The sequence below is a fragment of the Sphingopyxis sp. genome (assembly GCF_965227415.1).
Taxonomy (GTDB): Bacteria; Pseudomonadota; Alphaproteobacteria; order Sphingomonadales; family Sphingomonadaceae; genus Sphingopyxis.
The window spans coordinates 1,009,118-1,027,586 of the sequence record NZ_OZ245749.1 but is presented as its reverse complement, the minus strand read 5'-3'; the positions used below and the strand labels follow the sequence as shown (position 1 = coordinate 1,027,586).

Annotated in this window: 22 protein-coding genes; 1 reads left to right on the top strand and 21 read right to left on the bottom strand. The window is 65.1% G+C overall.

Annotation, left to right across the window (positions count from 1 at the left end):
• Nucleotides 1–18: 18 nt before the first annotated feature.
• Genes ACO055_RS04985 through ACO055_RS04950 form a run of 8 tightly spaced genes read right to left on the bottom strand, consistent with a single transcriptional unit; the run spans nt 19 to nt 8,496 of the window.
• The gene (locus ACO055_RS04985; protein ID WP_422061494.1) at nt 19–2,313 is read right to left on the bottom strand and encodes a TonB-dependent receptor domain-containing protein; all 2,295 of its coding nucleotides are present in this window, start codon (nt 2,311–2,313) and stop codon (nt 19–21) included.
• On the bottom strand, nt 2,279–3,217 hold the full coding sequence (locus tag ACO055_RS04980) for a FecR family protein (protein WP_422061493.1): 939 nt from the start codon (nt 3,215–3,217) through the stop codon (nt 2,279–2,281). Before ACO055_RS04980 ends, ACO055_RS04985 begins: the two co-directional genes overlap by 35 nt.
• An 8-nt stretch (nt 3,218–3,225) precedes the next feature.
• Nucleotides 3,226–3,822 (bottom strand): RNA polymerase sigma factor, encoded by a 597-nt coding sequence (locus ACO055_RS04975; protein WP_422061492.1) that lies wholly within the window; start codon nt 3,820–3,822, stop codon nt 3,226–3,228.
• A 40-nt stretch (nt 3,823–3,862) separates the two neighbouring features.
• Nucleotides 3,863–4,477: a class I SAM-dependent methyltransferase gene (locus ACO055_RS04970; RefSeq protein ID WP_422061491.1), complete on the bottom strand. Its 615-nt coding sequence runs from the start codon at nt 4,475–4,477 to the stop codon at nt 3,863–3,865.
• Nucleotides 4,478–4,480: 3 nt separating this feature from the next.
• Nucleotides 4,481–5,125, bottom strand: a complete 645-nt coding sequence (locus tag ACO055_RS04965; RefSeq protein WP_422061490.1) for a tetratricopeptide repeat protein — start codon at nt 5,123–5,125, stop codon at nt 4,481–4,483.
• 21 nt (nt 5,126–5,146) lie between these two features.
• Nucleotides 5,147–5,902, bottom strand: coding sequence for an SDR family NAD(P)-dependent oxidoreductase (locus ACO055_RS04960; protein ID WP_422061489.1), 756 nt, complete (start codon nt 5,900–5,902; stop codon nt 5,147–5,149).
• On the bottom strand, nt 5,889–7,943 hold the full coding sequence (locus ACO055_RS04955; protein WP_422061488.1) for an AMP-binding protein: 2,055 nt from the start codon (nt 7,941–7,943) through the stop codon (nt 5,889–5,891). Before ACO055_RS04955 ends, ACO055_RS04960 begins: the two co-directional genes overlap by 14 nt.
• Before the next feature lies 1 nt (nt 7,944).
• Nucleotides 7,945–8,496 carry a thermostable hemolysin gene (locus tag ACO055_RS04950; protein ID WP_422061487.1) on the bottom strand — a complete coding sequence of 184 codons (552 nt, stop codon included), beginning with the start codon at nt 8,494–8,496 and terminating at the stop codon, nt 7,945–7,947.
• 221 nt (nt 8,497–8,717) lie between these two features.
• Between ACO055_RS04950 and ACO055_RS04945 the strand changes: the two genes are divergently transcribed.
• Nucleotides 8,718–9,257, top strand: coding sequence for a phosphatase PAP2 family protein (locus ACO055_RS04945; protein ID WP_422061486.1), 540 nt, complete (start codon nt 8,718–8,720; stop codon nt 9,255–9,257).
• 382 nt (nt 9,258–9,639) lie between these two features.
• Here the strand turns inward: ACO055_RS04945 and ACO055_RS04940 are convergent, their stop codons facing one another.
• Genes ACO055_RS04940 through ACO055_RS04880 form a run of 13 tightly spaced genes read right to left on the bottom strand, consistent with a single transcriptional unit; the run spans nt 9,640 to nt 18,456 of the window.
• A complete protein-coding gene (locus ACO055_RS04940) occupies nt 9,640–10,395 on the bottom strand; it encodes a 2-keto-4-pentenoate hydratase (protein ID WP_422061485.1) in 756 nt (251 codons plus the stop codon).
• Nucleotides 10,392–11,081 (bottom strand): class II aldolase/adducin family protein, encoded by a 690-nt coding sequence (locus ACO055_RS04935; RefSeq protein WP_422061484.1) that lies wholly within the window; start codon nt 11,079–11,081, stop codon nt 10,392–10,394. Before ACO055_RS04935 ends, ACO055_RS04940 begins: the two co-directional genes overlap by 4 nt.
• The gene (locus ACO055_RS04930) at nt 11,071–11,949 is read right to left on the bottom strand and encodes a VOC family protein (protein ID WP_422061483.1); all 879 of its coding nucleotides are present in this window, start codon (nt 11,947–11,949) and stop codon (nt 11,071–11,073) included. The genes ACO055_RS04935 and ACO055_RS04930 overlap by 11 nt, the downstream gene beginning before the upstream one ends.
• A 6-nt stretch (nt 11,950–11,955) precedes the next feature.
• On the bottom strand, nt 11,956–12,453 hold the full coding sequence (locus ACO055_RS04925; RefSeq protein ID WP_422061482.1) for a VOC family protein: 498 nt from the start codon (nt 12,451–12,453) through the stop codon (nt 11,956–11,958).
• Between the two features lie 15 nt (nt 12,454–12,468).
• Nucleotides 12,469–13,971 carry a 2-hydroxymuconic semialdehyde dehydrogenase gene (locus ACO055_RS04920; RefSeq protein WP_422061481.1) on the bottom strand — a complete coding sequence of 501 codons (1,503 nt, stop codon included), beginning with the start codon at nt 13,969–13,971 and terminating at the stop codon, nt 12,469–12,471.
• Nucleotides 13,968–14,729, bottom strand: a complete 762-nt coding sequence (locus tag ACO055_RS04915) for a GntR family transcriptional regulator (RefSeq protein ID WP_422061480.1) — start codon at nt 14,727–14,729, stop codon at nt 13,968–13,970. The genes ACO055_RS04920 and ACO055_RS04915 overlap by 4 nt, the downstream gene beginning before the upstream one ends.
• A gap of 27 nt (nt 14,730–14,756) precedes the next feature.
• On the bottom strand, nt 14,757–15,656 hold the full coding sequence (locus tag ACO055_RS04910) for a fumarylacetoacetate hydrolase family protein (RefSeq protein ID WP_422061479.1): 900 nt from the start codon (nt 15,654–15,656) through the stop codon (nt 14,757–14,759).
• Nucleotides 15,653–15,850 carry a tautomerase family protein gene (locus ACO055_RS04905; RefSeq protein ID WP_422061478.1) on the bottom strand — a complete coding sequence of 66 codons (198 nt, stop codon included), beginning with the start codon at nt 15,848–15,850 and terminating at the stop codon, nt 15,653–15,655. Before ACO055_RS04905 ends, ACO055_RS04910 begins: the two co-directional genes overlap by 4 nt.
• Complete coding sequence (locus ACO055_RS04900) at nt 15,850–16,383, bottom strand: nuclear transport factor 2 family protein (protein WP_422061477.1); 534 nt, start codon at nt 16,381–16,383, stop codon at nt 15,850–15,852. Before ACO055_RS04900 ends, ACO055_RS04905 begins: the two co-directional genes overlap by 1 nt.
• Complete coding sequence (locus tag ACO055_RS04895) at nt 16,383–16,838, bottom strand: nuclear transport factor 2 family protein (protein WP_422061476.1); 456 nt, start codon at nt 16,836–16,838, stop codon at nt 16,383–16,385. Before ACO055_RS04895 ends, ACO055_RS04900 begins: the two co-directional genes overlap by 1 nt.
• 13 nt (nt 16,839–16,851) lie before the next feature.
• Nucleotides 16,852–17,631, bottom strand: coding sequence for an SDR family NAD(P)-dependent oxidoreductase (locus tag ACO055_RS04890; protein ID WP_422061475.1), 780 nt, complete (start codon nt 17,629–17,631; stop codon nt 16,852–16,854).
• Nucleotides 17,621–18,001 carry a nuclear transport factor 2 family protein gene (locus tag ACO055_RS04885; protein ID WP_422061474.1) on the bottom strand — a complete coding sequence of 127 codons (381 nt, stop codon included), beginning with the start codon at nt 17,999–18,001 and terminating at the stop codon, nt 17,621–17,623. The genes ACO055_RS04890 and ACO055_RS04885 overlap by 11 nt, the downstream gene beginning before the upstream one ends.
• The gene (locus ACO055_RS04880) at nt 17,998–18,456 is read right to left on the bottom strand and encodes an SRPBCC family protein (RefSeq protein ID WP_422061473.1); all 459 of its coding nucleotides are present in this window, start codon (nt 18,454–18,456) and stop codon (nt 17,998–18,000) included. Before ACO055_RS04880 ends, ACO055_RS04885 begins: the two co-directional genes overlap by 4 nt.
• Nucleotides 18,457–18,469 lie beyond the last annotated feature (13 nt).

The window sequence follows — 18,469 nt, the reverse complement described above, 5'->3', positions numbered from 1 at the left end:
AATAGCGGGGATCACGCGCTAAAAGCGTTTTGAAAGCGCGATACTGAATTGCCGGGGCGCCATGGGCGTATATTGCCGCATCGTCGCGAAACGGAGGGAATTGCCGAACGCAAAGCTGTCCTCGTCCTCGCCGAACAGGTTTTCGACGCTCGCGGTCAGATCGAAGCCTGCCAGCTCCACGCGCCCTTCGAGCCCGCCCTCGATGAGTTTCCCCATCGGTCGGTCGACCAACGGGTCGAAACTCAGCCTTGAAGGTCCCACGTAACGCAGGCGCAGCACAAGCGAGGCCGGTGCGCCTACAATATCGAAGTCGTGGCTGAGGGCGGCACGGACGACATAGGAAGGCACAACGGGTAAGCGGCGGTCGTCGAGCGCGATGCCAAGCTCATTCCGAATGAGGCTCGCCGACACGAGATTGGCGCCGCTATCAAGCTTCCACCCTCCGCCGAGCGGCAAGGAAAGGCTCACCTCGGCCCCGAAGATCCGGCCTTGCCCAGCATTGCGGGTTTCGATCAGTCCATCGCTCTCGAGCAGGTCGGACTGGATATGGTCCCAGCGGCTGTACCAGACGCCGGCGTCGAGCTGCCCGCTGCCCAGCTGCTGTCGCCAGCCGGCTTCGAGCGTTTGCAACTCGTCGCGCTTGAGCAATTGCAATTGACCCGCCGGATTAATGTCCGACCCGCCTTGCCGGACGGCCGACCCATAACGGAGGTAGATCAGTTGATCCCCGCGCGGACGCCAGGACAGCGCGACGCTGGGTGTAAAGCCGGTTCGCCCGACGCGTTCATATTCGGTCCCCAAAGGAGCGAGCCGCGATTCCGAGACACGGGTGTGGAACACGCGGCCGCCGACGTCGAGGCTGACAGAGGGCGTGAGCGCGACGCCGACATCGCCGAACAGCGCGAGGTTGCTCGTCGTTCGCCGATCGTCATCGATGAGCCGCGCCGCATTGGCCGACGCCAGTGAAACTAAAATGTCCTGCGTGGCGCGGATATGGGAGAGGCCGACGAGCCAGCGGATCGGTCCGCGATCGCCACTGATGCGCAGCTCATTGTCGAGCACGCGATACTGACGGTCGTCGCTCAGGATGAGCGGATCGGCGAGCCCAAACTGGCTGGCGCCGATCGTCGCATCGAGTTGGTCGTCGACCTCGTGCCAAGTCATGCCGCTGACCAGTTCGATGGTCACATCGCCTTCGCGAGTCAGGCGGGCGGCAATATGGCGGAGGTCATTGTCGTGCGGTTCGGGGAGCTGGGCAGCACGCGAGCGCGCGCCGGGGGCATAGACATATTGGCTGTCGCGCGACCCGAGAAACTGGACGAGTCCGGACAGGTCGAGCCGCCAGCGTTCGCCCAGTTCGACGCCAAGCGCCGCGCGGGCGCCCTCGACGCGGGAGCGATTGGCGTTGTGGCGGGTACCGGTGTCGATCCACCCTGGCTCGTCAGCGAGATAGCCGACCAGTCGCAGCGCTGCCTTTCCCTCAGCGAGCGGCAGATTGACGATCGCCGATCCCGATAATCCGGTGCCGCCGCCCGACATTATTGTTGCGCCGCCCGTCGTGCTTGCCGCGAAGTTCTCGGTATCCGGGCGCCGGGTGACGATATGATAGATTCCGCCAAGCGCCCCGGTCCCGTAGAGCGAGCCTTGCGGCCCCTTGATCACCTCGACACGTTCTACATCGACAAGTCGGATGTCGGGGTCGGGCGCTGAATAGGTAAGACGCGAGCCGTCGAGGACGATTGCGACAGTCGATTGGCTTTCGCCATTGAACGGGCTGTCGGCGATACCGCGCAGGAAAATTCGATTTCGGCCGGGGCCGAGGCCCGTCATCGAAAAGCCCTCCACCGCCGATGCGACGCGTGCGGTGTCGGACGCTGGATCCACCGCGTCGGACGAGGAGGGAATGTAGAGCGACACCGCTAACGGCAGATTGGCGAGCGGGGCCTCGCGCTTTGTCGCCGTGACGATGATCGTTCCGGGATCGTTCCAATCTTGTGGGCTGGAGCCGGAGGGCGGCGGGTGCGGGGCCATAGAGGCGCGCGCACGCTCGATCCGCCAGGCATTTTCGCCGACACGTCGGGCGACATAACCGGTGCCCGCCAGCAAGCGCACGAGTGCCTGATCGACGGTCAATTGGCCATGAATGGTGGGTGTGCGCAAATTGGGAAGCCGTCCCTCGATCCCGATCGAAACGCCCGCTTCGCGCGACAGTTGGTCGATCGCCCTCGGCAAAGTCGCGGCGGGGATGTCGATTGTCTGCCGCGCGGGTTCGCGCGCGTCAGCGGGCGGGCAATTCCAGGCGATAGCCGTCATCGCGGCGGTCAAGCCGAAGGCCCATGAGCCGCGAAAGATCGCGAAGCGCTGCCTGTCCATCGCCAATGACCAACGTCCCCGAAAACTGCCGGGCGGCGACGGCGTCGGCGACCACGACCTTGACGCCCGCATAGCGGGACAGGTCGGTCGCGACCAGCGCCAATGGGGCGCGATCATAACTGAGCCGGCCGCTGCGCCACGCGCCGACCTGCTCGCCGGGGATGGCGCGAACTTGCGCGATGTGCGTCCTGCCATCGACCTGCAAACTGCGGCCCCCGGACAATTCGACGCTGCGCGCGAGGCGCGCGCCCGACACCTTCACGCTGCCGTCGGCGACCGCGACGCGCACGCCGCCGGCCGCCGTCTGGATGTCGAACCGCGTGCCGATGTCGCTGATCGTCAGGCCTTCGGCGCTGATTACCATTTTGCGGCCGGGATCGTGACGAATATCGAACCACGCCCCGCCCGCCAGCACGAGGTGATCCTGATCGCGGCCCGCCACTTCGAGCCGGCTGTGCGGCGCAAGTTCGATGCGCGATCCGTCGTCGAGCGCGATCGCGCGTGTTGTCGCGTCGGTGACGTAGATGGCGGGGTCGGGTTGGGCGAGGCGTGGCACGAGCAGCGTTGCGACCAACGCTGCGGCAACAGCGCCGCCGCCCCAACCCAGCCATTTTGCGCGGCGAGGGACCGCCGGCGCGGCTTCTTCATCGTTGGCGGGCACAGCGATGCGCGGCGCCAGCGTCTCGCGATGGTCATCGACAATGGCGCCCGTCAGCATCATCTGATCATAGGCTGCGGCATGGCGCGGATCGGCCTCCAGCCACAGCGTCAGGCCGTCCCAATCTATCTCGTCGGTGTCGCTCGCGGCGTGCCATGTGGCGGCTTCGGCGATGATCCTGTCCATTTCCCCATTCATAGCTTTTCATCCGGTCGCGGTCTGGCCGCGTCTGACCGCCCATGTGATTGTAACGCCGCGGCGTCGAAAAATCCGCAGTCGGCCAGCGCATCGCGCAAATGTTTCATCGCAAGCGCGAGATGCTTCTCCACGCCGCTGCGACTGATACCCATGATCGCGGCGACCTCGGCCTGGCCATGCCCTTCGAAGCGGTGCAGGCGCAAGGCGCGCTGGGCTCCGGGGGGCAGCGCCGCGATCGCTTGTGCCAGAAGATCGGCTTCTTGTTGCAGCGCCAGCGCTTCGTCGGCGGGAGGGTCGGGATCGGCGCGAATCTCGCTCGCCACGGCTTCGCCATCGCCCTCCAGCCAGCGCCGGTCGCGCTGCATGGCGCGATATTGTCCGCGGCGCCGATCGAGCAAAAGATTGTTGGCCATCCGAAACAGATAGGCGCGGCCATTGGCGATCGGGCCGCTCGGGTCGTTGGCGGCCTTCAGCCATAATTCCTGAATACAGTCTTCGGCGTCGGGCGCGTTGCCACAGCGCGCGTGCAGGAACCGCAGCAATTCGCCGCGATGCCGATCGAACAGCGATGCGAGGCCGGCGGTCGGCTCCATTGTGGCGAATGTCTCCCGACCGGGGGCGCCGCGCCGAAACTCATCGGGTCGCAATGGCGAAAAGCCCCGTTACAGACTTTGTGATCGGCTGCGCTTGCACCGAAATGCAATCATGCGCAAATCCCGCCGCGACGAAGATGTCGAACAGCGCGCTTTCGTCATAGAGCCGGTGGAGGCCCGCGCGGGTGAACGACCAGCCGCGCATTGCGTCGCGATGGGTGACATAGGCAACGACCCGCCCGCCGGGTTTGAGTATGCGACGCAGGCGCGCGAGGGCAATCCCGTCTGCCTTGCAGAAATAGAGCATGTTGAGAAGCAGCGCGCCGTCGAAGCTCGCTTCTGGAAAATGCATCGTCTCGAGGCTTGCGCGATGCACCTTGCCGACGCCGTCGAGCCGCGCCGCGGCCATGCGCGCCATCAGGTCGGAAGGATCGATGCCGGTCACGCTCGCCGGAGCGCGTCGCCGCAAGGCAGCGAGCGCCGAGCCCGTGCCGCAGCCCACGTCGAGGATATGCTCTCCCGAACAGGGATGGAGCAGGTCGAGCGCGAGGCGGGTCGGCTTGCGGTTCGCGAAGTCCATGGCAAGGCCGACGAACCGCCCGGCCGCGCCGTGCGGCCGGGCGAGCTGCCCGGCAAAAGCGGTCGCCAGTGCCACGACCTACTTAGCCTTGGCTAGCAGCGCCTGAACCTCGCGCCGACGACCAGCATCCCAGACAGGGCGCGCGGTATCGTGCGGCGCGCGGAGCGCCTTTTGCAGGAAGGAGCGTGCGCCTTTGGGGTCCCCCTGATCGAGCAGGAAGTCGCCATAGAAATAATTGGCGTCGAGCCCGCCGGGATCGAGTGCCAGCGCTTCCTTGAGCAGCTTGCGCGCCTTGTCATCGTCACCGAAGCCGATCGGTGATCCGGGCACCTTGAAATAGAGGACGCCGAGGCTCATCGCGGCGCCACCATTCGCCGCGCGCGGATTGATCGCATAGGCGCGGGCAATAATATCGCGTGCCTTGGTGGCGAGTCCGAGCTTGTGCAGGAAATTAGCGCGGTTGGCCTGCTCGCTGGTGACGATCCCCTGCCACAACAGCGGTTCGGCCTTGCCCGGATTGCGCGCGACGATCTGCGCGGCCTGTTTCGCGAGCGCGTCGAGAGCCTTGGTCTGGGTGCTCGATCCGCGCACTTCATAGACGATATGCGCCCAGCCATCGTTGATCGACTTCACATCTTCGGTGACGCCGGCGAAGGCGCCGACGGGCATAGCGGCAAGAAGGATTGCGGCGACTGCGCTCGACAGGGTGAGACGTTTTTTCATTTTATGCTCCTTTGGCTTCGATCAGGAAAATTCGGCGCGGGCGCGCTTGATCTGCGGCGCGAGGCCGGAATCGATCAGCGCGGGGGACACGGCGTTGAGCGCCGCATAGACGCGCTCGATCAGGCCGATGTTGACCGTCGCCCGCTTGGCCAGGATCGCCGCGACAATACGCTTCGCCACCCAGTCGGGCGCATCGGCCTTCATACCCGTAATTTCGAGAAAGCGATTGACGTCGGCATTGTTGAACGCCGTGCGCGCGGCGCGTGGATTGATGTGGGTGACGGTCACGCCGGTGCCGCCGAGTTCGCGCCGCAACCCCTGGCTGAGTGCGGCGAGCCCGGCCTTGCTGCTCGAATAGGCAGCAAACCAGGGGTAGGGGATCGATCCCAGCACCGATCCGATATTGACGATCTGGCCATGGCCGCGCCGCCGCATCGGTCCTGCCACCGCGCGCGCCAGTACCGCAGGGACGAGCAGGTTGACGCGGTAGCATAGGGCGAGCGCATCGACCGGCTGGCTCTCGTGCAATCCGAAGCGCTGGATGCCTGCAATGTTGACCAGGATGTCAGGCGTGTCTTTCGCGAGCCGCTCCGTGAGCGCTGCGAGCGCAATGTCGTCTGCGAGGTCGGTGACGATATTCGCGTCGCATGCCACGCTTTCGATACGGTCGATGCCGATGGTCTGCGCCCCCGCCGCAGCGAGCAAGCGCGCGACGGGCGTGCCGAGCCCGCCCGCGGCTCCCGTGATCGCCACACGTTGCCCTTCAAGCGAGCGCATGTGCTGGCTCCAGTTCGATCGCCGCGAATATGCCGCCGAACAGGCCGAATATCTCCTGCGCCATCGTCAGGATGGCGTCGCGGTCCGAAGGATCGTCGAGCCCATTCACCATCTTGGCGAAAAAGGTCATATGCTCCTGGTCGAGCGCGCCGTGCGAGGTCAGATAGGTGAAGGCCTGCGGTGGCAAGCCGAGATTTTTAGCGACCGCCGAAGCTCCACGCGTTGCAAAGGCGACGCTGACGCTTTCCAGCACATAGACCATGCCGAAAAAGGCCATCGCATTGCCGCTCGCGATCCGGGCATAGGCATGGTCAACCATCGCTGCGGTGGCGGGTGCGGGCTCGCTCGCGCGCACCGCCTCGGCATCGCCGCCCGCTGCTGCGATGTCGGACAAGATCCATTCCTCATGTCCGGTTTCCTCGGCGATATAATCGTCGAGCGCGGCGACGATATCGGCGCGATCGGTCAGCCGCGCGCGCGCGGCCTGCATCAGCGGCACGGTATGGCGAACATGGTGATAGGCCTGCGCCAGATAGTCGAGATAGGCGCTCCGGCTGATCGTGCCGTTGAGCCCCGCCTGCAGTTGCGGGACCGTCAGGAAGCGCAGCCGCTCGCGGACGGTGCGGGCCTCGAGCTCGGTGAAGAAAAGGGGCGGACCGTCCAGATGGGCGGCGCGTATCGCTTCGCGGCGGAGGCGGCCATTGCCCGTCAGTTGTCCGTTCATCGGCGTAAAGTGCGCGGCCTCGCGCCACGCGCTTATTTGGGCATAAGCGGGCAGATTCTCATTTGCCCTTGCGACCGCCGCCACCAGATCGGCGTCGGGGTGGCTTGGAACGAGCAGCGCGGCAGGCGCCGGCAATCCATCGCCATAAACCATCGCCTGCATGATTTCAGGCTGCTCGATTATCGCCGCCTCGACCCATTCTGGCGATATATTGCGGCCGAAACTGGTGATGATCAGGTTCGATTTACGACCCTCGATATGCAGTCGGCCATCGCTGTCGATGGAACCTATGTCGCCGGTGTGGAGCGGCGATGCGGGCGCTTCGCCGCCCACCGCGCCGAGGCAGATCGGACCGTCAAGGATGATTTCGCCATCTTCGGCGACCCGTGCGGTCATATGGGGCAGGCAACGGCCGACTGACGACGGGCCGTCGTCGCGTGCGTCCTGCAGCGAAACGACCGACGCGCATTCGGTTAGGCCATAGCCTTGCCGGACGGGCAGGCCGAGCCCGCGGGCGCGGTCCATCAAGGGGATCGATGTCCGCGCGCCGCCGACCGCGACTAGCGTCAGGAGCGGCAGGCGCAGGCCCGTCGTCTCCATGACGCGAACCAAGCCCTCGAGATATTCGGGAACAAGGATCAGCGAGGTGATGCGCTGTTCAGCGATGATCGTCGCTGCCTTGGCGAAATCGGGCCGGAAAGGGTCGGCGAGCCCGATCATGGCCTGCGGCGGACAGACATAGCAGCCGCCCGCAAGCAGCGTCGGGAAGAAGCCCGCCACGGTCTCCAGAAGAATACCGGGCGGCAAGAGTGCGAGATGGCGCCCGGCATGCTCGGCGCCCACGGCGTCGACGACCGATTGCGCAACCGTGAGCATATGCTCGGACGAAAGGCAGATGCCTTTGGGCGTACCCGTCGATCCTGAGGTGAAGGTAATCCGCGCCGTCCCGCTTGGCAGCGGGACGGGCGCGGACCTGCGGGACCGGGCCGTTCCCAAGGGGCTTTGTATCGGGTCGGGTTCGGCGCCGCAGAGGGCGATGGCGTGGCGCGATTGCTCGCGCGTGAAAAAGGCCGGCAGCGATAGAACGGGGATCCCGACGCTGAGCAGCGCGAGTTCGATGATCGACGTGGCGGCGCCATGATCGCTTTGCAGGGCCACGGCACGGCTGGTCTCGTACCGTGCTGCCAGCGCTATCGACCGCTCGGTCAGTTCGGCGGACAAGGCGCCATAGGTGACGGGAGCACCATCGAGTGCATCGAGTGCAATGCGCTGAGGATCGGCCGCGGCATGGGCGGCAATGGCTTCGAATAACGGCATGTCAGGCAACCTCGCGGCGAAATCGGCGGTCGAGAAAGGCGTTGATGGCTTGCTGGCCATCCGAAATGACGCCCGTGCAGATGCGGGGGTCCTGGTCGAAATAGCCGCCCCAGTCGGCGGCCGCTGGTCCAAGCCGGTCGGCACGCGCTTCGGCGATCTCGACGATCGGCACGCCGATGCGCCGGAACATGTGTCGCAACGGTCGGGTCAGCGTGGCGACGGCAATCTCGCCGAGGGCCGACAGGTCGTTCGCAGCGGCGCCCCACAGCAGGATCATCGCCTGCGGACTGACTGCGGCGAAATTGCCGATCTCGATAATCTGCGTCCGCGCGACGGGACGCGAATAGGCCGCACTGACCAGTGTCTCGACCGGCTGATCGAGATAGGCCTCCAGAAAGAGCGGATCGATCCCGGCGCGGGCATAGCCCAGCGCCGCGGTCGATTCCTGATCGGTGCGGCAACTGATATAAGCCGCAAAGTTCGGCGACAGATTGGCCCCGAAGGTTTCGCGATAACGGTGGCCGATCATCTGCAATTCTGCGTGGCGCGACATGCATATCTCCTTGCACTCACACGAAAGACGCCGCCGCTCCGCCACCTCCACAGTCGGGAAAATGCAATCGCGGAAAAAATGTGCCGGCGCGCGCCGCCTGGCGCCGCGCGGTCACAAGGCCTTGCTTTGCAAATCCGCCGGTCTAATATCGCGCTTGGCAGTCAAGGGGCTTTGCTTGCCGTGTACGGGCCCCTTTGGTCCTCGAGATGAGGGATATTGCCATGCATAAATTTCTGACTTCCGTCGGCGCTGCAACGCTGTTGTCGATCGCAGCGCCAGCCCATGCCAGCGACAAGAGCTGGGACGATGCTGGTTCGATCGCGCGCGACGCGCTCGTCGTCGCGGCGTTCGGCGTGCCCGCCGTGCAGGGCGATTGGGACGGCGCATTACAGGCCGGCGGCAGCGTCGTTGTGGCCGGCGGGCTGTCGTACGGGCTAAAGGAAGCCTTTCCCGAACGCCGCCCCGATGGCAGCGACAACAAGAGTTTTCCGTCGGGCCACACATCGGTGTCCTTTGCCGCGGCGGCGACCTTGCAAAACCGATACGGCTGGAAGGTGGGCGTACCCGCGCAATTGGTCGCTGCGTTTGTGGGTCTGAGCCGTGTCGAGGCGAACAAGCATCATGTCCATGATGTGCTGGTGGGTGCAGCGATCGGCGAAGCGTCGGGTTTCCTGATTACGCGCAAAGCCAATGATCGCGTCCAGGTTTTTCCCTGGGGTGACACAAAGAGCGGCGGCATCGCGATAACAATGCGGTTTTGAAACGCCTTAGAAGCATCGATAGTATCGTAATGATCTCATTGGGAACATTTGTCCTCGACAGCGAACGCATGCCCGCAAACGTCGGCTCTCGCTAATTCTCGATCAAAAGCCGACCGTCTCCTAGCGGCCAATCTTAGTCGATTTCCCAGGAAGGCACAGGGTGCGTGGAGGGGAGGACGATCATCGAAGTCACTAATCCCGGTGCTTAGGGGGCATCTTTGGGGGCATATCTGAAAATGGTTCTATTATAATTTAAATAAATCAAAAAGGTACTGGATAAGTGTGATTCCCGCTACCGCTCCAGGTTGCAGCCCGATGCAGTTCGGCCGGATGCGTATCGCATCGTTGCATCGCGGAACGGCGCGCTCGGTGGTCGGGCGTTCTAGCTGGCCGACAATATGACGCGACCGAGCCGCTCGACGTCGAGCGTCGTCCTGTCGCCGGGTGCAAGCGCTTCGGCGGCGGTGGCGCCGCCCGCCATCACGATATCTCCCGCCTTCAGCGGTTCGCCCGACGTTGCGGCAAGACGCGCGGCCCGAACGAGCGACCGGATGGGGTCGCCGAGAATGGCGGCGCTCGAGCCCGTCTGCTTGGTTTCGCCGCCGATCGACATCGTGAAGTTCAGGTTCGCCAGATCGGGAAAGGGGGCGCTCCACGGCCCCACGACGAAGGCCGACGAACTGCTGTTGTCGGCCACAACGTCGCTTAGCGAGAAGCGGAAGTTTTCGTAGCGGCTGTCGATTAGCTCGAGCGCGGGGGCAACACCCGCGAGTGCCGCATAGGCTTCGGCTTCGCTGACTTCAGCGGCAAGGTCGGTGCCGAGAAGGAAGGCAATTTCGGGTTCGATGCGCGGATGGACGAAGCGGGTGAAGGGCACCGTCCCGCCATCCGCCACCTGCATTGCATCGGTCAGCCGGCCCCAGATGACTTCGCCGATCCCCATCTGCTCCATCTTGGCGAGGCTGGTGAAGCCCATCTTCACGCCGACACGCCGTTCGCCGCGGGCATAGCGCCGCGCCAGCGACGCGGCCTGGACGGCATAAGCCTGATCGAGGCTCAGCGGTTCGGCGAGCTGCGGCACCGCGTGGGCGTCGCGCATTGCGGTGTCGAGCCGTTCGGCGATGGCGGCGATATTCATGCTCGGTCTCCGTCAAATTCGGGGTCGCCGTGGCAGAGATAGTGCCACATGCGGTCGAAGAGCCCGCCCGCGCGCACGGCGCGCGCCGCGACCTCATCGGGCGTATATTCGCGCGGGCTTAGTCCCGCCGCGATGGCGGGAAGCAGGGCGAGTTCGATCCGCGCCGCATCCTCCAGGAAAAAGGCGAGCGAGGCGGCGTCTTCGATCGATGCGCCAGCGGTCACTGCGCCATTGCCGGCGAGAACGATCGCCGCGGCATGTCCCATCCGTGCCGCGACGGCGCGTGCGCTGTCGTCATCGCGCACCAGCGCGACGCCCGGCCAGAGCGGCGGCGCGGGCGCGAAATAGCTGCCGAGACCGTGGCGAACACGCGCGGTCTGGCCGAGCGCCGACAGGGCGATGACCGCGGGCGACTGGAACCGGCAGATGCCCTCGACATCAGGACGCTGCCGATAGATTTCGCGGTGGATGCGCACCTCGGGCAGCGCACCGGGCGGCAGGTCGCCGTCGAGCGGAACCTCGACTCCGCCCTGTCCCGGCGCGATCGTCCCGAGCGGCTGTGCCGGGCTGACCAGGAAATGCGTTTCCGACAATCGTGCTGAGACATGCCCATAGGCATGGGCAAGCCCATGCCGCGCCATGGCCCGCGCGGCGAGCCTGACCGCAAGCGCCGGATCAGCCGTCACGCGTCGTGTCGAATTCGGGAATATCGGGCTTCGACCCCCACATGCAAAAGCTCGACGGCTCGAAAGGGAAAGAGCGAGGGACATAGCTCTTCTCGTCCTCCGCCGTGATCGAGCGGACGCCGCAGCTATATTCATAGATGATGTTGTCGGGCCCCTGGAAATAGAGGAAGCGCGCGCCCGATGTCGGGTGACGGCCCGGGCCGAAGACGATCCGTACATTGCGCTGCTGCAGGAAGTAAAAGCTGCGCATGATGTCGTCGACTTCGTCGACCTGGAAATTGACGTGCTGGATCCCCGCATAGGCCGATGGGAAGAGCGCGACATTGTGATGGACTTCGTTGATGCGGATCAGCGCCGCGTCGCCGATCCAGTCGCTCACCTTCGCGCCCAGATGGCCGACCCAAAAGGCCTCGTCGGCGGTCGCGTTGGTGGTGCGCAGCCCGACATGGCTGAACGCATTGATGCCGGCGTCGCGCGTTCCGTAATAACGGCGGCCGCAATGCGCAGGCCGTGCAACGAGTTCGATGCTGTTGCCGGTGGGGTCGCTCATGACGACGAGGCCGCGCGAGCGGCGCTGTTCGCGTTCGGCGCTGGTGCCAGCACGGACGCGGATGCCCGCGGCCTCAAGACTGGCGGCCGCGGTGTCGAGGGCGTCCATGCTATCGACCTCCCAGCCGGTCGCCTGACCGCTCTCGCGGCCGCGTGTGTAGCAGATATTATGGTCGCGATCGTCGCCGCGGAGGTACGCGGCGTTCGCGTCGCGCTCCATCAGCTCGAGACCGAGGATATCGGTGGCAAATGCGATGCTGGTATCGAGATCCTCGCACCCGATGCGGACGTAGCGAATATCGTGAAGGTCGGCGCCCATGATCGTTCAGTTCGTCACCGGACGATCGTAATCGCGCGCCATATGCCCCTTGCCGGTCTGGTCGCCCCGCTTGAAGCCCCAGCTATAGCCGCCCTCCGGGTTCGAGAGGATTTCCCAGATATTGCCGTCGAGATCGGTCATGTAGAAACAATAGGTGCCGTGCTGGACCATCGGTTTCGTGACCTTTTGAATGCCCCATTTTTCCTTGTCGCGCTGGACGATCTCCCACGCCGCATCGACTTCGGCATCGGTCGCGACGTCGAGGCCGTTGTGGTTGAGGAACGGCATGTCGGCCTTTCGCCCTGTCGGGCTTTTTACGACGACGATCACCTGATCGCCGCCCATCCGCGCCCAGAAGGACACATCGGCCATCTGCACGGTATCGAAGCCGAGGAACTCCTCAAAAAAGGCGCGCGTTTTCGCGATATCGAAACATTCGAGCGTCGCGTGCGAATAGAAGCGGGTCTTCAAGGCCCCTTTGCTCGTCGTAGCTGCCTCGGCCATCGCGCCTCTCCTCGTCTATAATTTGATGCAGATATTTGTCGGTTCGGAATAGAAGTTGATGGAGTGCGCGCCGCCCTCGCGGCCGATTCCCGACAGTTTTGCGCCGCCGAACGGCGTGCGCAGGTCGCGCAGGAACCAGCAGTTCACCCAGCTGATCCCGACCTCCATCGCGCCGCCGATGCGGTGCCCGCGCGACAGGTCCCGGGTCCAGACCGAAGCGGCAAGGCCATAGGGCGAGTCGTTGGCGAGGCGGACCGCTTCGGCCTCGCTGTCGAACGGAATGATTGCGGCGCACGGGCCGAAGATTTCTTCGCGGCACACACGCGCGTCGTGCGGCAAATCGGTCCACAGCGTCGGTTCGACAAAGAAGCCGCCCGCCGCGTCGCCATCGAGCACGGGGATACCGCCGCCGGTCACGACGGTCGCGCCTTCCTGCTCGGCGAGGCGGTAGTAATCGAGCACCTTGTTCCGATGCTCTGCGGAGATGAGCGGGCCGAAGTCGACGCCGGCGTCGCTGGGCAGGCCGGGTTTGAGCGCCGCTGCCTTTGCTTTCATGCCGGTGACAAAGGCATCGAACACGCTTCGTTCGACATATATGCGCTCGGGCGCGAGGCAGACCTGGCCGGTGTTGAGGAACACCGCGCGCGACAGGCCCGCGACGGCGGCGTCGAGATCGGCGTCGGCAAAGACGATCGCCGCATTCTTGCCGCCGAGTTCGAAGGACAGCGCCTTCACATGCGGTGCGGCGCTCCGCATGATCGCGCTGCCGGTGCGGGTCTCGCCCGTGAACGTGATCGCGCGGACGCCCGGATGCGAAACGAGCATTTCGCCCGCCGAGCTCGGCCCGAAACCCTGCACGACGTTATAGACGCCCTCGGGCACCCCCGCCTCGGCCATCACTTCGCCAAGCAGCGTCGCGGTCGACGGCGTCTCCTCCGACGGCTTGACGATCACCGCGTTGCCGCACGCGAGCGCAGGCGCGACCTTCCACGTCATCAGCAACAGGGGTAGGTTCCACGGGCTGACCACCGCGACGACGCCGAGCGGGCGGCGCACGGCATAGTTGATCGCCTTGCCGCCATCGGGGGTGTCGAAGTCGAAGCTTTCGGTCGGCAGCGCCGCAATCACATCGGCGAATACGCGGAAGTTGGCCGCGCCGCGTGGAATGTCGAGGTGGGAGGCGAGGCTGTGCGGCTTGCCCGTATCGGCGATTTCCGCAGCCAGAAATTCGTCGAAGCGCGCCTCGATGCCGTCGGCAACCTTCATCAGCAGCGCGCGGCGTTTCGCGAGCGTCATGCTGCCCCACGGGCCGTCCAGCGCGGCGCGCGCTGCGGCAACCGCGGAATCGACGATCGCGGCATCGGCTTCATAGGCGGTGGCGTGCTGCCGGCCGGTTGCGGGGTCGACCACGGCAAAGGGCTTGCCGCCTTCGATGAAGCGGTTGCCGACAAAATTGCGCAGTTGGCGCAGCGCCGGAGCGGGGTCGCTGACTGCCTCGTGGATCGCTGCCTCGGTCATTCGATCCCTTTCGCGCCGGCGGCAGCGAAACGCAGGCTGTCGCGGACGCGGCTGGAGTCATATTCGGGCGCGAGCGCCGCCAGCAGTTCGAGCGCCGTGCGCGCGAGATGGCGTCCCGCGAGTTCGCCCGCCTGCGACGCATCGCCCTTGGCGATCGCCTCGAACAATTCGCGATGCTCGGCCTCGCCGCGCTGCCACCAGCCGGGCAGATGCGCGCCCTTATAGGCGGACTGATAGCGCTCGCTGCGCTTTTCCAATTGTTCGAGATCGGCCATCATCGTTGCGCCGGCGCCTGCGACGATGGTGCGGTGAAACTGGCGATGCAGCCGCTGCCATTCGGCAAAATCATCGTGCGCCTTGGGACTTTCCAGCGACAGCACGATCGCCTCCAACGCCCCGACACCCCCTCTTTCGAGCCGCTTGACCGTCATCGCGACTCCCAGCGCTTCAAGCACGATGCGCTTGGCATAAAGGGCGTCGATATCGACGGGGTCGAATTCGACGACGCGGCTGCGATAATTGGGTTCTCCCGTCAGCAGGCCGCCTTCCTGGAGCATTCGCATCGCCTCGCGTACCGGCGTGCGGCTGACCTGCAGCGCTTCGGCGATTGCGACTTGCGAAACGATCATGCCGGGTCGCAACGTTCCGTCGAGAATATAGGATTGCAGCACGTCATAGACGTCGATCGCCGTGCGACGACCCGCGCCGTCGGCTTCGCGATCGATGGGTTTCAGAATTTCAGCGAGCGATAATGTCATATTTTCCTCGGGCGCGGGTGCGCGCCGTCATACGATAGGCGTCACAAGTTCGCCAAGCGGACCGATCTCCATGCGGATTTCGTCGCCGGGCTTCAGATATTCGGGCGGCTTGCGGCCGTGGCCAACGCCCGCGGGTGTGCCGGTCGCGATGATGTCGCCCGGTTGCAGCGTCATGATCGACGACAGATGCCGGATGATCGCCTTCAGGCCATATATCATCTGGGCGGTGTTGCTGTCCTGCTTGACGGCGCCGTTGACGGTGAGCCGAACCGGCAGATCCTGCGGGTCGGCGATGAAGCGCGCGGGGACGAAATAGGGACCGATCGGGGCAAAGCCGTCGTGGGCCTTGTGCCGTACCCAGTCGACGCCGATCGGAGGCCGCGAGGCGACCCAGTCGCGTGCCGACAGGTCGTTGAAATTGATGTAGCCCGCGACATGCGTCAGCGCGTCGTCTTCGCCGACATGCTTGGCCGCGGTGCCGATCACGGCCGCGAGCTCGGCTTCCCAGTCCATCATCTCGACGCCCTTCGGCGCTTCGACGCCGTCGCCGCTGGCGCTCAGCGTGTTGTGCGTCGGCTTGACGAAGGCATAGGGATATTCGGGCGTCATCGGCATCGGCATTTCGGCGATATGGTCGTGATAATTGGCGCCGATGCACATCAGCGCGCCCGGACTGGCAAAGGGCAGGGCGAAATCGGCGCTGGCGGCTTCGATGCCCGCCTGTGCGAAGACGCCGCCACCGGCATCGATCGCGGCGTCAATCCGCGCCGAGGTTGTGGGCCAGTCGGCAAGTAACGGGCCGAGATCGATGCGCGGCGCCACTTCGCCGAGCAGGACGTGCAGGGGCGCCATGCGTCCACCATGTTCGGCGACGGCAAGCGGGCCGTCGACGGTTCGGATGACGGCGAGGCGGTAGAGGCTGGTCATGCGTTTCCTTCCAGATCGGCCTTGCTGCGGGTGCCTGCGCCCCAATGTTCGGGCGAGACCTCGGTGATGATCACGCGCACCTGCTCCTCGCGCACGCCGAGTGCGCGCTGCGTGCCTTCGGCAAGTTCGCGGATCAGCGCGCGCTTCTGATCGACGGTTCGGCCGGCAAGGATCGAGGCGTTGATGATCGGCATCAGACTCGCACCGCCGTGCCCGCCGCGACATTTTCGGGCGTGAAGACGCGCGCCATCTGGGCGGCGAGATGCGGCTCGGCCATGTCGAACAGCGCATTATTGCCTTCGACCCACTGGAAGTCGTGCTTGACGTAGGACATCTTCCAGACGCCTCCCTCGCGCACGAAATGCCCGTCGTACCAGCCATGCTGGTTATAGACCGACGCGCCCATGTCGGTCGCTTTCCAGTGGCGCGCGGTGAAATACCAGACCGCTGACGCGGCATCGCCATCGACGTCGATATGAAAATTGAAATAGCTGTGATGGCGCCGCACCGGGGTCAGGATCAGGTCGGCAAAGCGCGTCCATTCGTCGGCATCGACCAAGATGCGCGGGCTACCCGTCAGCCGCTCGAAATCGACAAGCAGCCGGTCGGTGAAGCAGCTACGATAGCCTGGCCAATCGCCGAGGTCGAGCGAGCGCCCAAAGCGCAGGATGACCTTCTTCACCGCCTCTTCGTCGAGCAGGCGGCGCAGTGCGGTTTCGACATCCATCACAACAGCTCCGGTTCGGGGGCAAGGCCCAGCGCGGTGCGTGCCGCCGGAATGTCGTCGATCCACCGATCCTTGTAGGGGTGCTCACCGCTCGACAGGTCGGCGAAGATCGCAGTCTGGTCGAGGTAGGCGCGCTGTTCGATCAGCTCGCGGCCGTTGTGGCGCACCACGTCGCAGCAGGGGATGAGCACCACCTTGCCGTCGAGCCGCTCATATTCGATCAGCGCCTCGACATAGACGATGTCACCGGCTTCGCGGACGCGCCAGATATTGTGGCGGAGCCGCCCGATCATCGTCCAGAAATGATTGACGACAGTGCGGGCGTCGTCCTTGCCGACGACCGGAGGGCGGGCGCCAAAGATGAAATGGTGATCCGCGCTCAGCATGTCGATGAATCCATCGATGTCCTTGCGGTCGACGGCGGCAAAACGTTCGAGCACCCAGGCGTTCTTCATTGTCACTTCCCCCTCACCACGCACGCACGCCGCCGTCGACCGCGATATCGGCGCCGGTGACATAGGATGCATCGTCGCTCGCGAGGAAGGCGACCGCGTTCGCGACCTCCTCGGGCTGGCCCATGCGGTTCATCATCGCGCGGCCCAGCTGGACGCGGCACCATTCGGGATCTTCCAGGATGAAGCGCGTCTGGTTGGTCTCGATCGTCCCTGGCGACACGCTGTTGGCGCGGATGCCGTGCGAACGGCCTTCCATCGCGAGGTGGCGCGTCATCGCGAGCACGCCGCCCTTGGCCGCGGCATGCGCGAGGCCGGGCAGGCGTTCTATCCCTGCCCAGGCGGACAGCGAGGCGGTGTTGACGATATTGCCCTTGCGCTTTTTCAGCTCTTCCCATGCGGCCTGCGTCATGTGGAAGACGATGTCGAGTTCCTCGTTAAGCGTTTTGCTCCAGGTCGCGGCGTCCATATCCTCGATCCAGGCAAAATAGGCCATCGCACCATTGTTGAAGAGCATGTCGACGCCCCCGAAGGCCTCGACCGCCGCCGCGACGACGCGGTCGCATTCGGCGCGGTCGGTCAGGTCGGCGGGATGAATCGAGATCATCGATCCCGCCGCTGCGGTCACCAGGGCAAGCGTTTCCTCGGCGCCCGCTGCGACAAGGTCGGTGCCGACGACATGCGCGCCTTCGGCGGCGAGGCGGAGGCATGCGGCCCGTCCGATGCTGCCGCCAGCCCCCGTGACGATACAGACCTTGCCCTTGAGGCGCGTCATGATCGGATTCTCAGTCGGCATAGAGCGGCCCCAGGTCGATATAGATCCACAGACGGTCGAGCGTGCCCGCGGCGTCGCGGCGCAGATGGCTGGCGACCGGCATCGTCACCTCGCGGCCGTCGGGCCGGGTATAGGTGACCTGGCTGCCCTGAAAGGCCGTGTCGCCATCGACGACCAGTTGCTCGCGCTGATGGCGCATGCCTTTGATCCCCGACCAGAAATCGGCAAAGGTCGCCTCGACCGCTTCGCGGCCCGCAATCGGCGGGATATTGGCGAGGCGCAGGTCGATGTCCGGGCCGAACCAGTTCATCAGCAGCGGCAGATCGAGCCGATCGGCGTCGCGCAGGAACGCTCCGGCCCAGTCGTCACCGGAGTGCGCGGGGCCGGTCACGCAAGCTCTCCGTCGCGCACCATCTGGCGCACCCGGTTCAGCGTTGCGGCGACCGCGCCGGTGTAGGCGCCGCGCATAGTGTCGCCCTGCGCCTGCTCGTCGGGGCTGCCTTCGGCGATGCCGGGGAAGGTGATGCCGAACGTGAAGGCCAGCAGGAGGCCGTCCGCCGACTCGCTGATCACATTGTCGATCCAGCCGGTGCCGTCGAGTCGCTCGAACTGGACCTTCACCGGGGCGAAGAGCGTGATGCGCTCGCGGTGCTGGGTGCCGCGAAAGGTGATCGTGCGCGTGATGACATTGGCTTCGCGGCTGTCGACGTCGCACTGGGTCATGCCATCGACGAAGGGCATGGCATTCTCGGCCTTTATTTCCAGCCCGCGCCAGACCTGCGCCTGCGTCAGTGTCGGTTCGGCGCCTGCGGGGTTGACCGGGATCGCGTGGGAGAGGGTATACATGCGCGGGGCATTC

Excerpts from the sequence above, each read along its gene's own strand:
- ACO055_RS04985 (WP_422061494.1), bottom strand. The coding sequence starts at position 2,313 with ATGACGGCTATCGCCTGGAATTGCCCGCCCGCTGACGCGCGCGAACCC.
- ACO055_RS04940 (WP_422061485.1), bottom strand. The coding sequence starts at position 10,395 with ATGAATATCGCCGCCATCGCCGAACGGCTCGACACCGCAATGCGCGAC.
- ACO055_RS04950 (WP_422061487.1), bottom strand. The coding sequence starts at position 8,496 with ATGTCGCGCCACGCAGAATTGCAGATGATCGGCCACCGTTATCGCGAA.
- ACO055_RS04920 (WP_422061481.1), bottom strand. The coding sequence starts at position 13,971 with ATGACCGAGGCAGCGATCCACGAGGCAGTCAGCGACCCCGCTCCGGCG.
- ACO055_RS04890 (WP_422061475.1), bottom strand. The coding sequence starts at position 17,631 with ATGCCGACTGAGAATCCGATCATGACGCGCCTCAAGGGCAAGGTCTGT.
- ACO055_RS04930 (WP_422061483.1), bottom strand. The coding sequence starts at position 11,949 with ATGGGCGCCGACCTTCACGATATTCGCTACGTCCGCATCGGGTGCGAG.
- ACO055_RS04955 (WP_422061488.1), bottom strand. The coding sequence starts at position 7,943 with ATGCCGTTATTCGAAGCCATTGCCGCCCATGCCGCGGCCGATCCTCAG.
- ACO055_RS04980 (WP_422061493.1), bottom strand. The coding sequence starts at position 3,217 with ATGGACAGGATCATCGCCGAAGCCGCCACATGGCACGCCGCGAGCGAC.
- ACO055_RS04880 (WP_422061473.1), bottom strand. The coding sequence starts at position 18,456 with ATGTATACCCTCTCCCACGCGATCCCGGTCAACCCCGCAGGCGCCGAA.
- ACO055_RS04915 (WP_422061480.1), bottom strand. The coding sequence starts at position 14,729 with ATGACATTATCGCTCGCTGAAATTCTGAAACCCATCGATCGCGAAGCC.
- ACO055_RS04910 (WP_422061479.1), bottom strand. The coding sequence starts at position 15,656 with ATGACCAGCCTCTACCGCCTCGCCGTCATCCGAACCGTCGACGGCCCG.
- ACO055_RS04965 (WP_422061490.1), bottom strand. The coding sequence starts at position 5,125 with ATGAAAAAACGTCTCACCCTGTCGAGCGCAGTCGCCGCAATCCTTCTT.
- ACO055_RS04905 (WP_422061478.1), bottom strand. The coding sequence starts at position 15,850 with ATGCCGATCATCAACGCCTCGATCCTTGCCGGCCGAACCGTCGATCAG.
- ACO055_RS04945 (WP_422061486.1), top strand. The coding sequence starts at position 8,718 with ATGCATAAATTTCTGACTTCCGTCGGCGCTGCAACGCTGTTGTCGATC.
- ACO055_RS04960 (WP_422061489.1), bottom strand. The coding sequence starts at position 5,902 with ATGCGCTCGCTTGAAGGGCAACGTGTGGCGATCACGGGAGCCGCGGGC.
- ACO055_RS04925 (WP_422061482.1), bottom strand. The coding sequence starts at position 12,453 with ATGGCCGAGGCAGCTACGACGAGCAAAGGGGCCTTGAAGACCCGCTTC.
- ACO055_RS04975 (WP_422061492.1), bottom strand. The coding sequence starts at position 3,822 with ATGGAGCCGACCGCCGGCCTCGCATCGCTGTTCGATCGGCATCGCGGC.
- ACO055_RS04900 (WP_422061477.1), bottom strand. The coding sequence starts at position 16,383 with ATGGATGTCGAAACCGCACTGCGCCGCCTGCTCGACGAAGAGGCGGTG.
- ACO055_RS04895 (WP_422061476.1), bottom strand. The coding sequence starts at position 16,838 with ATGAAGAACGCCTGGGTGCTCGAACGTTTTGCCGCCGTCGACCGCAAG.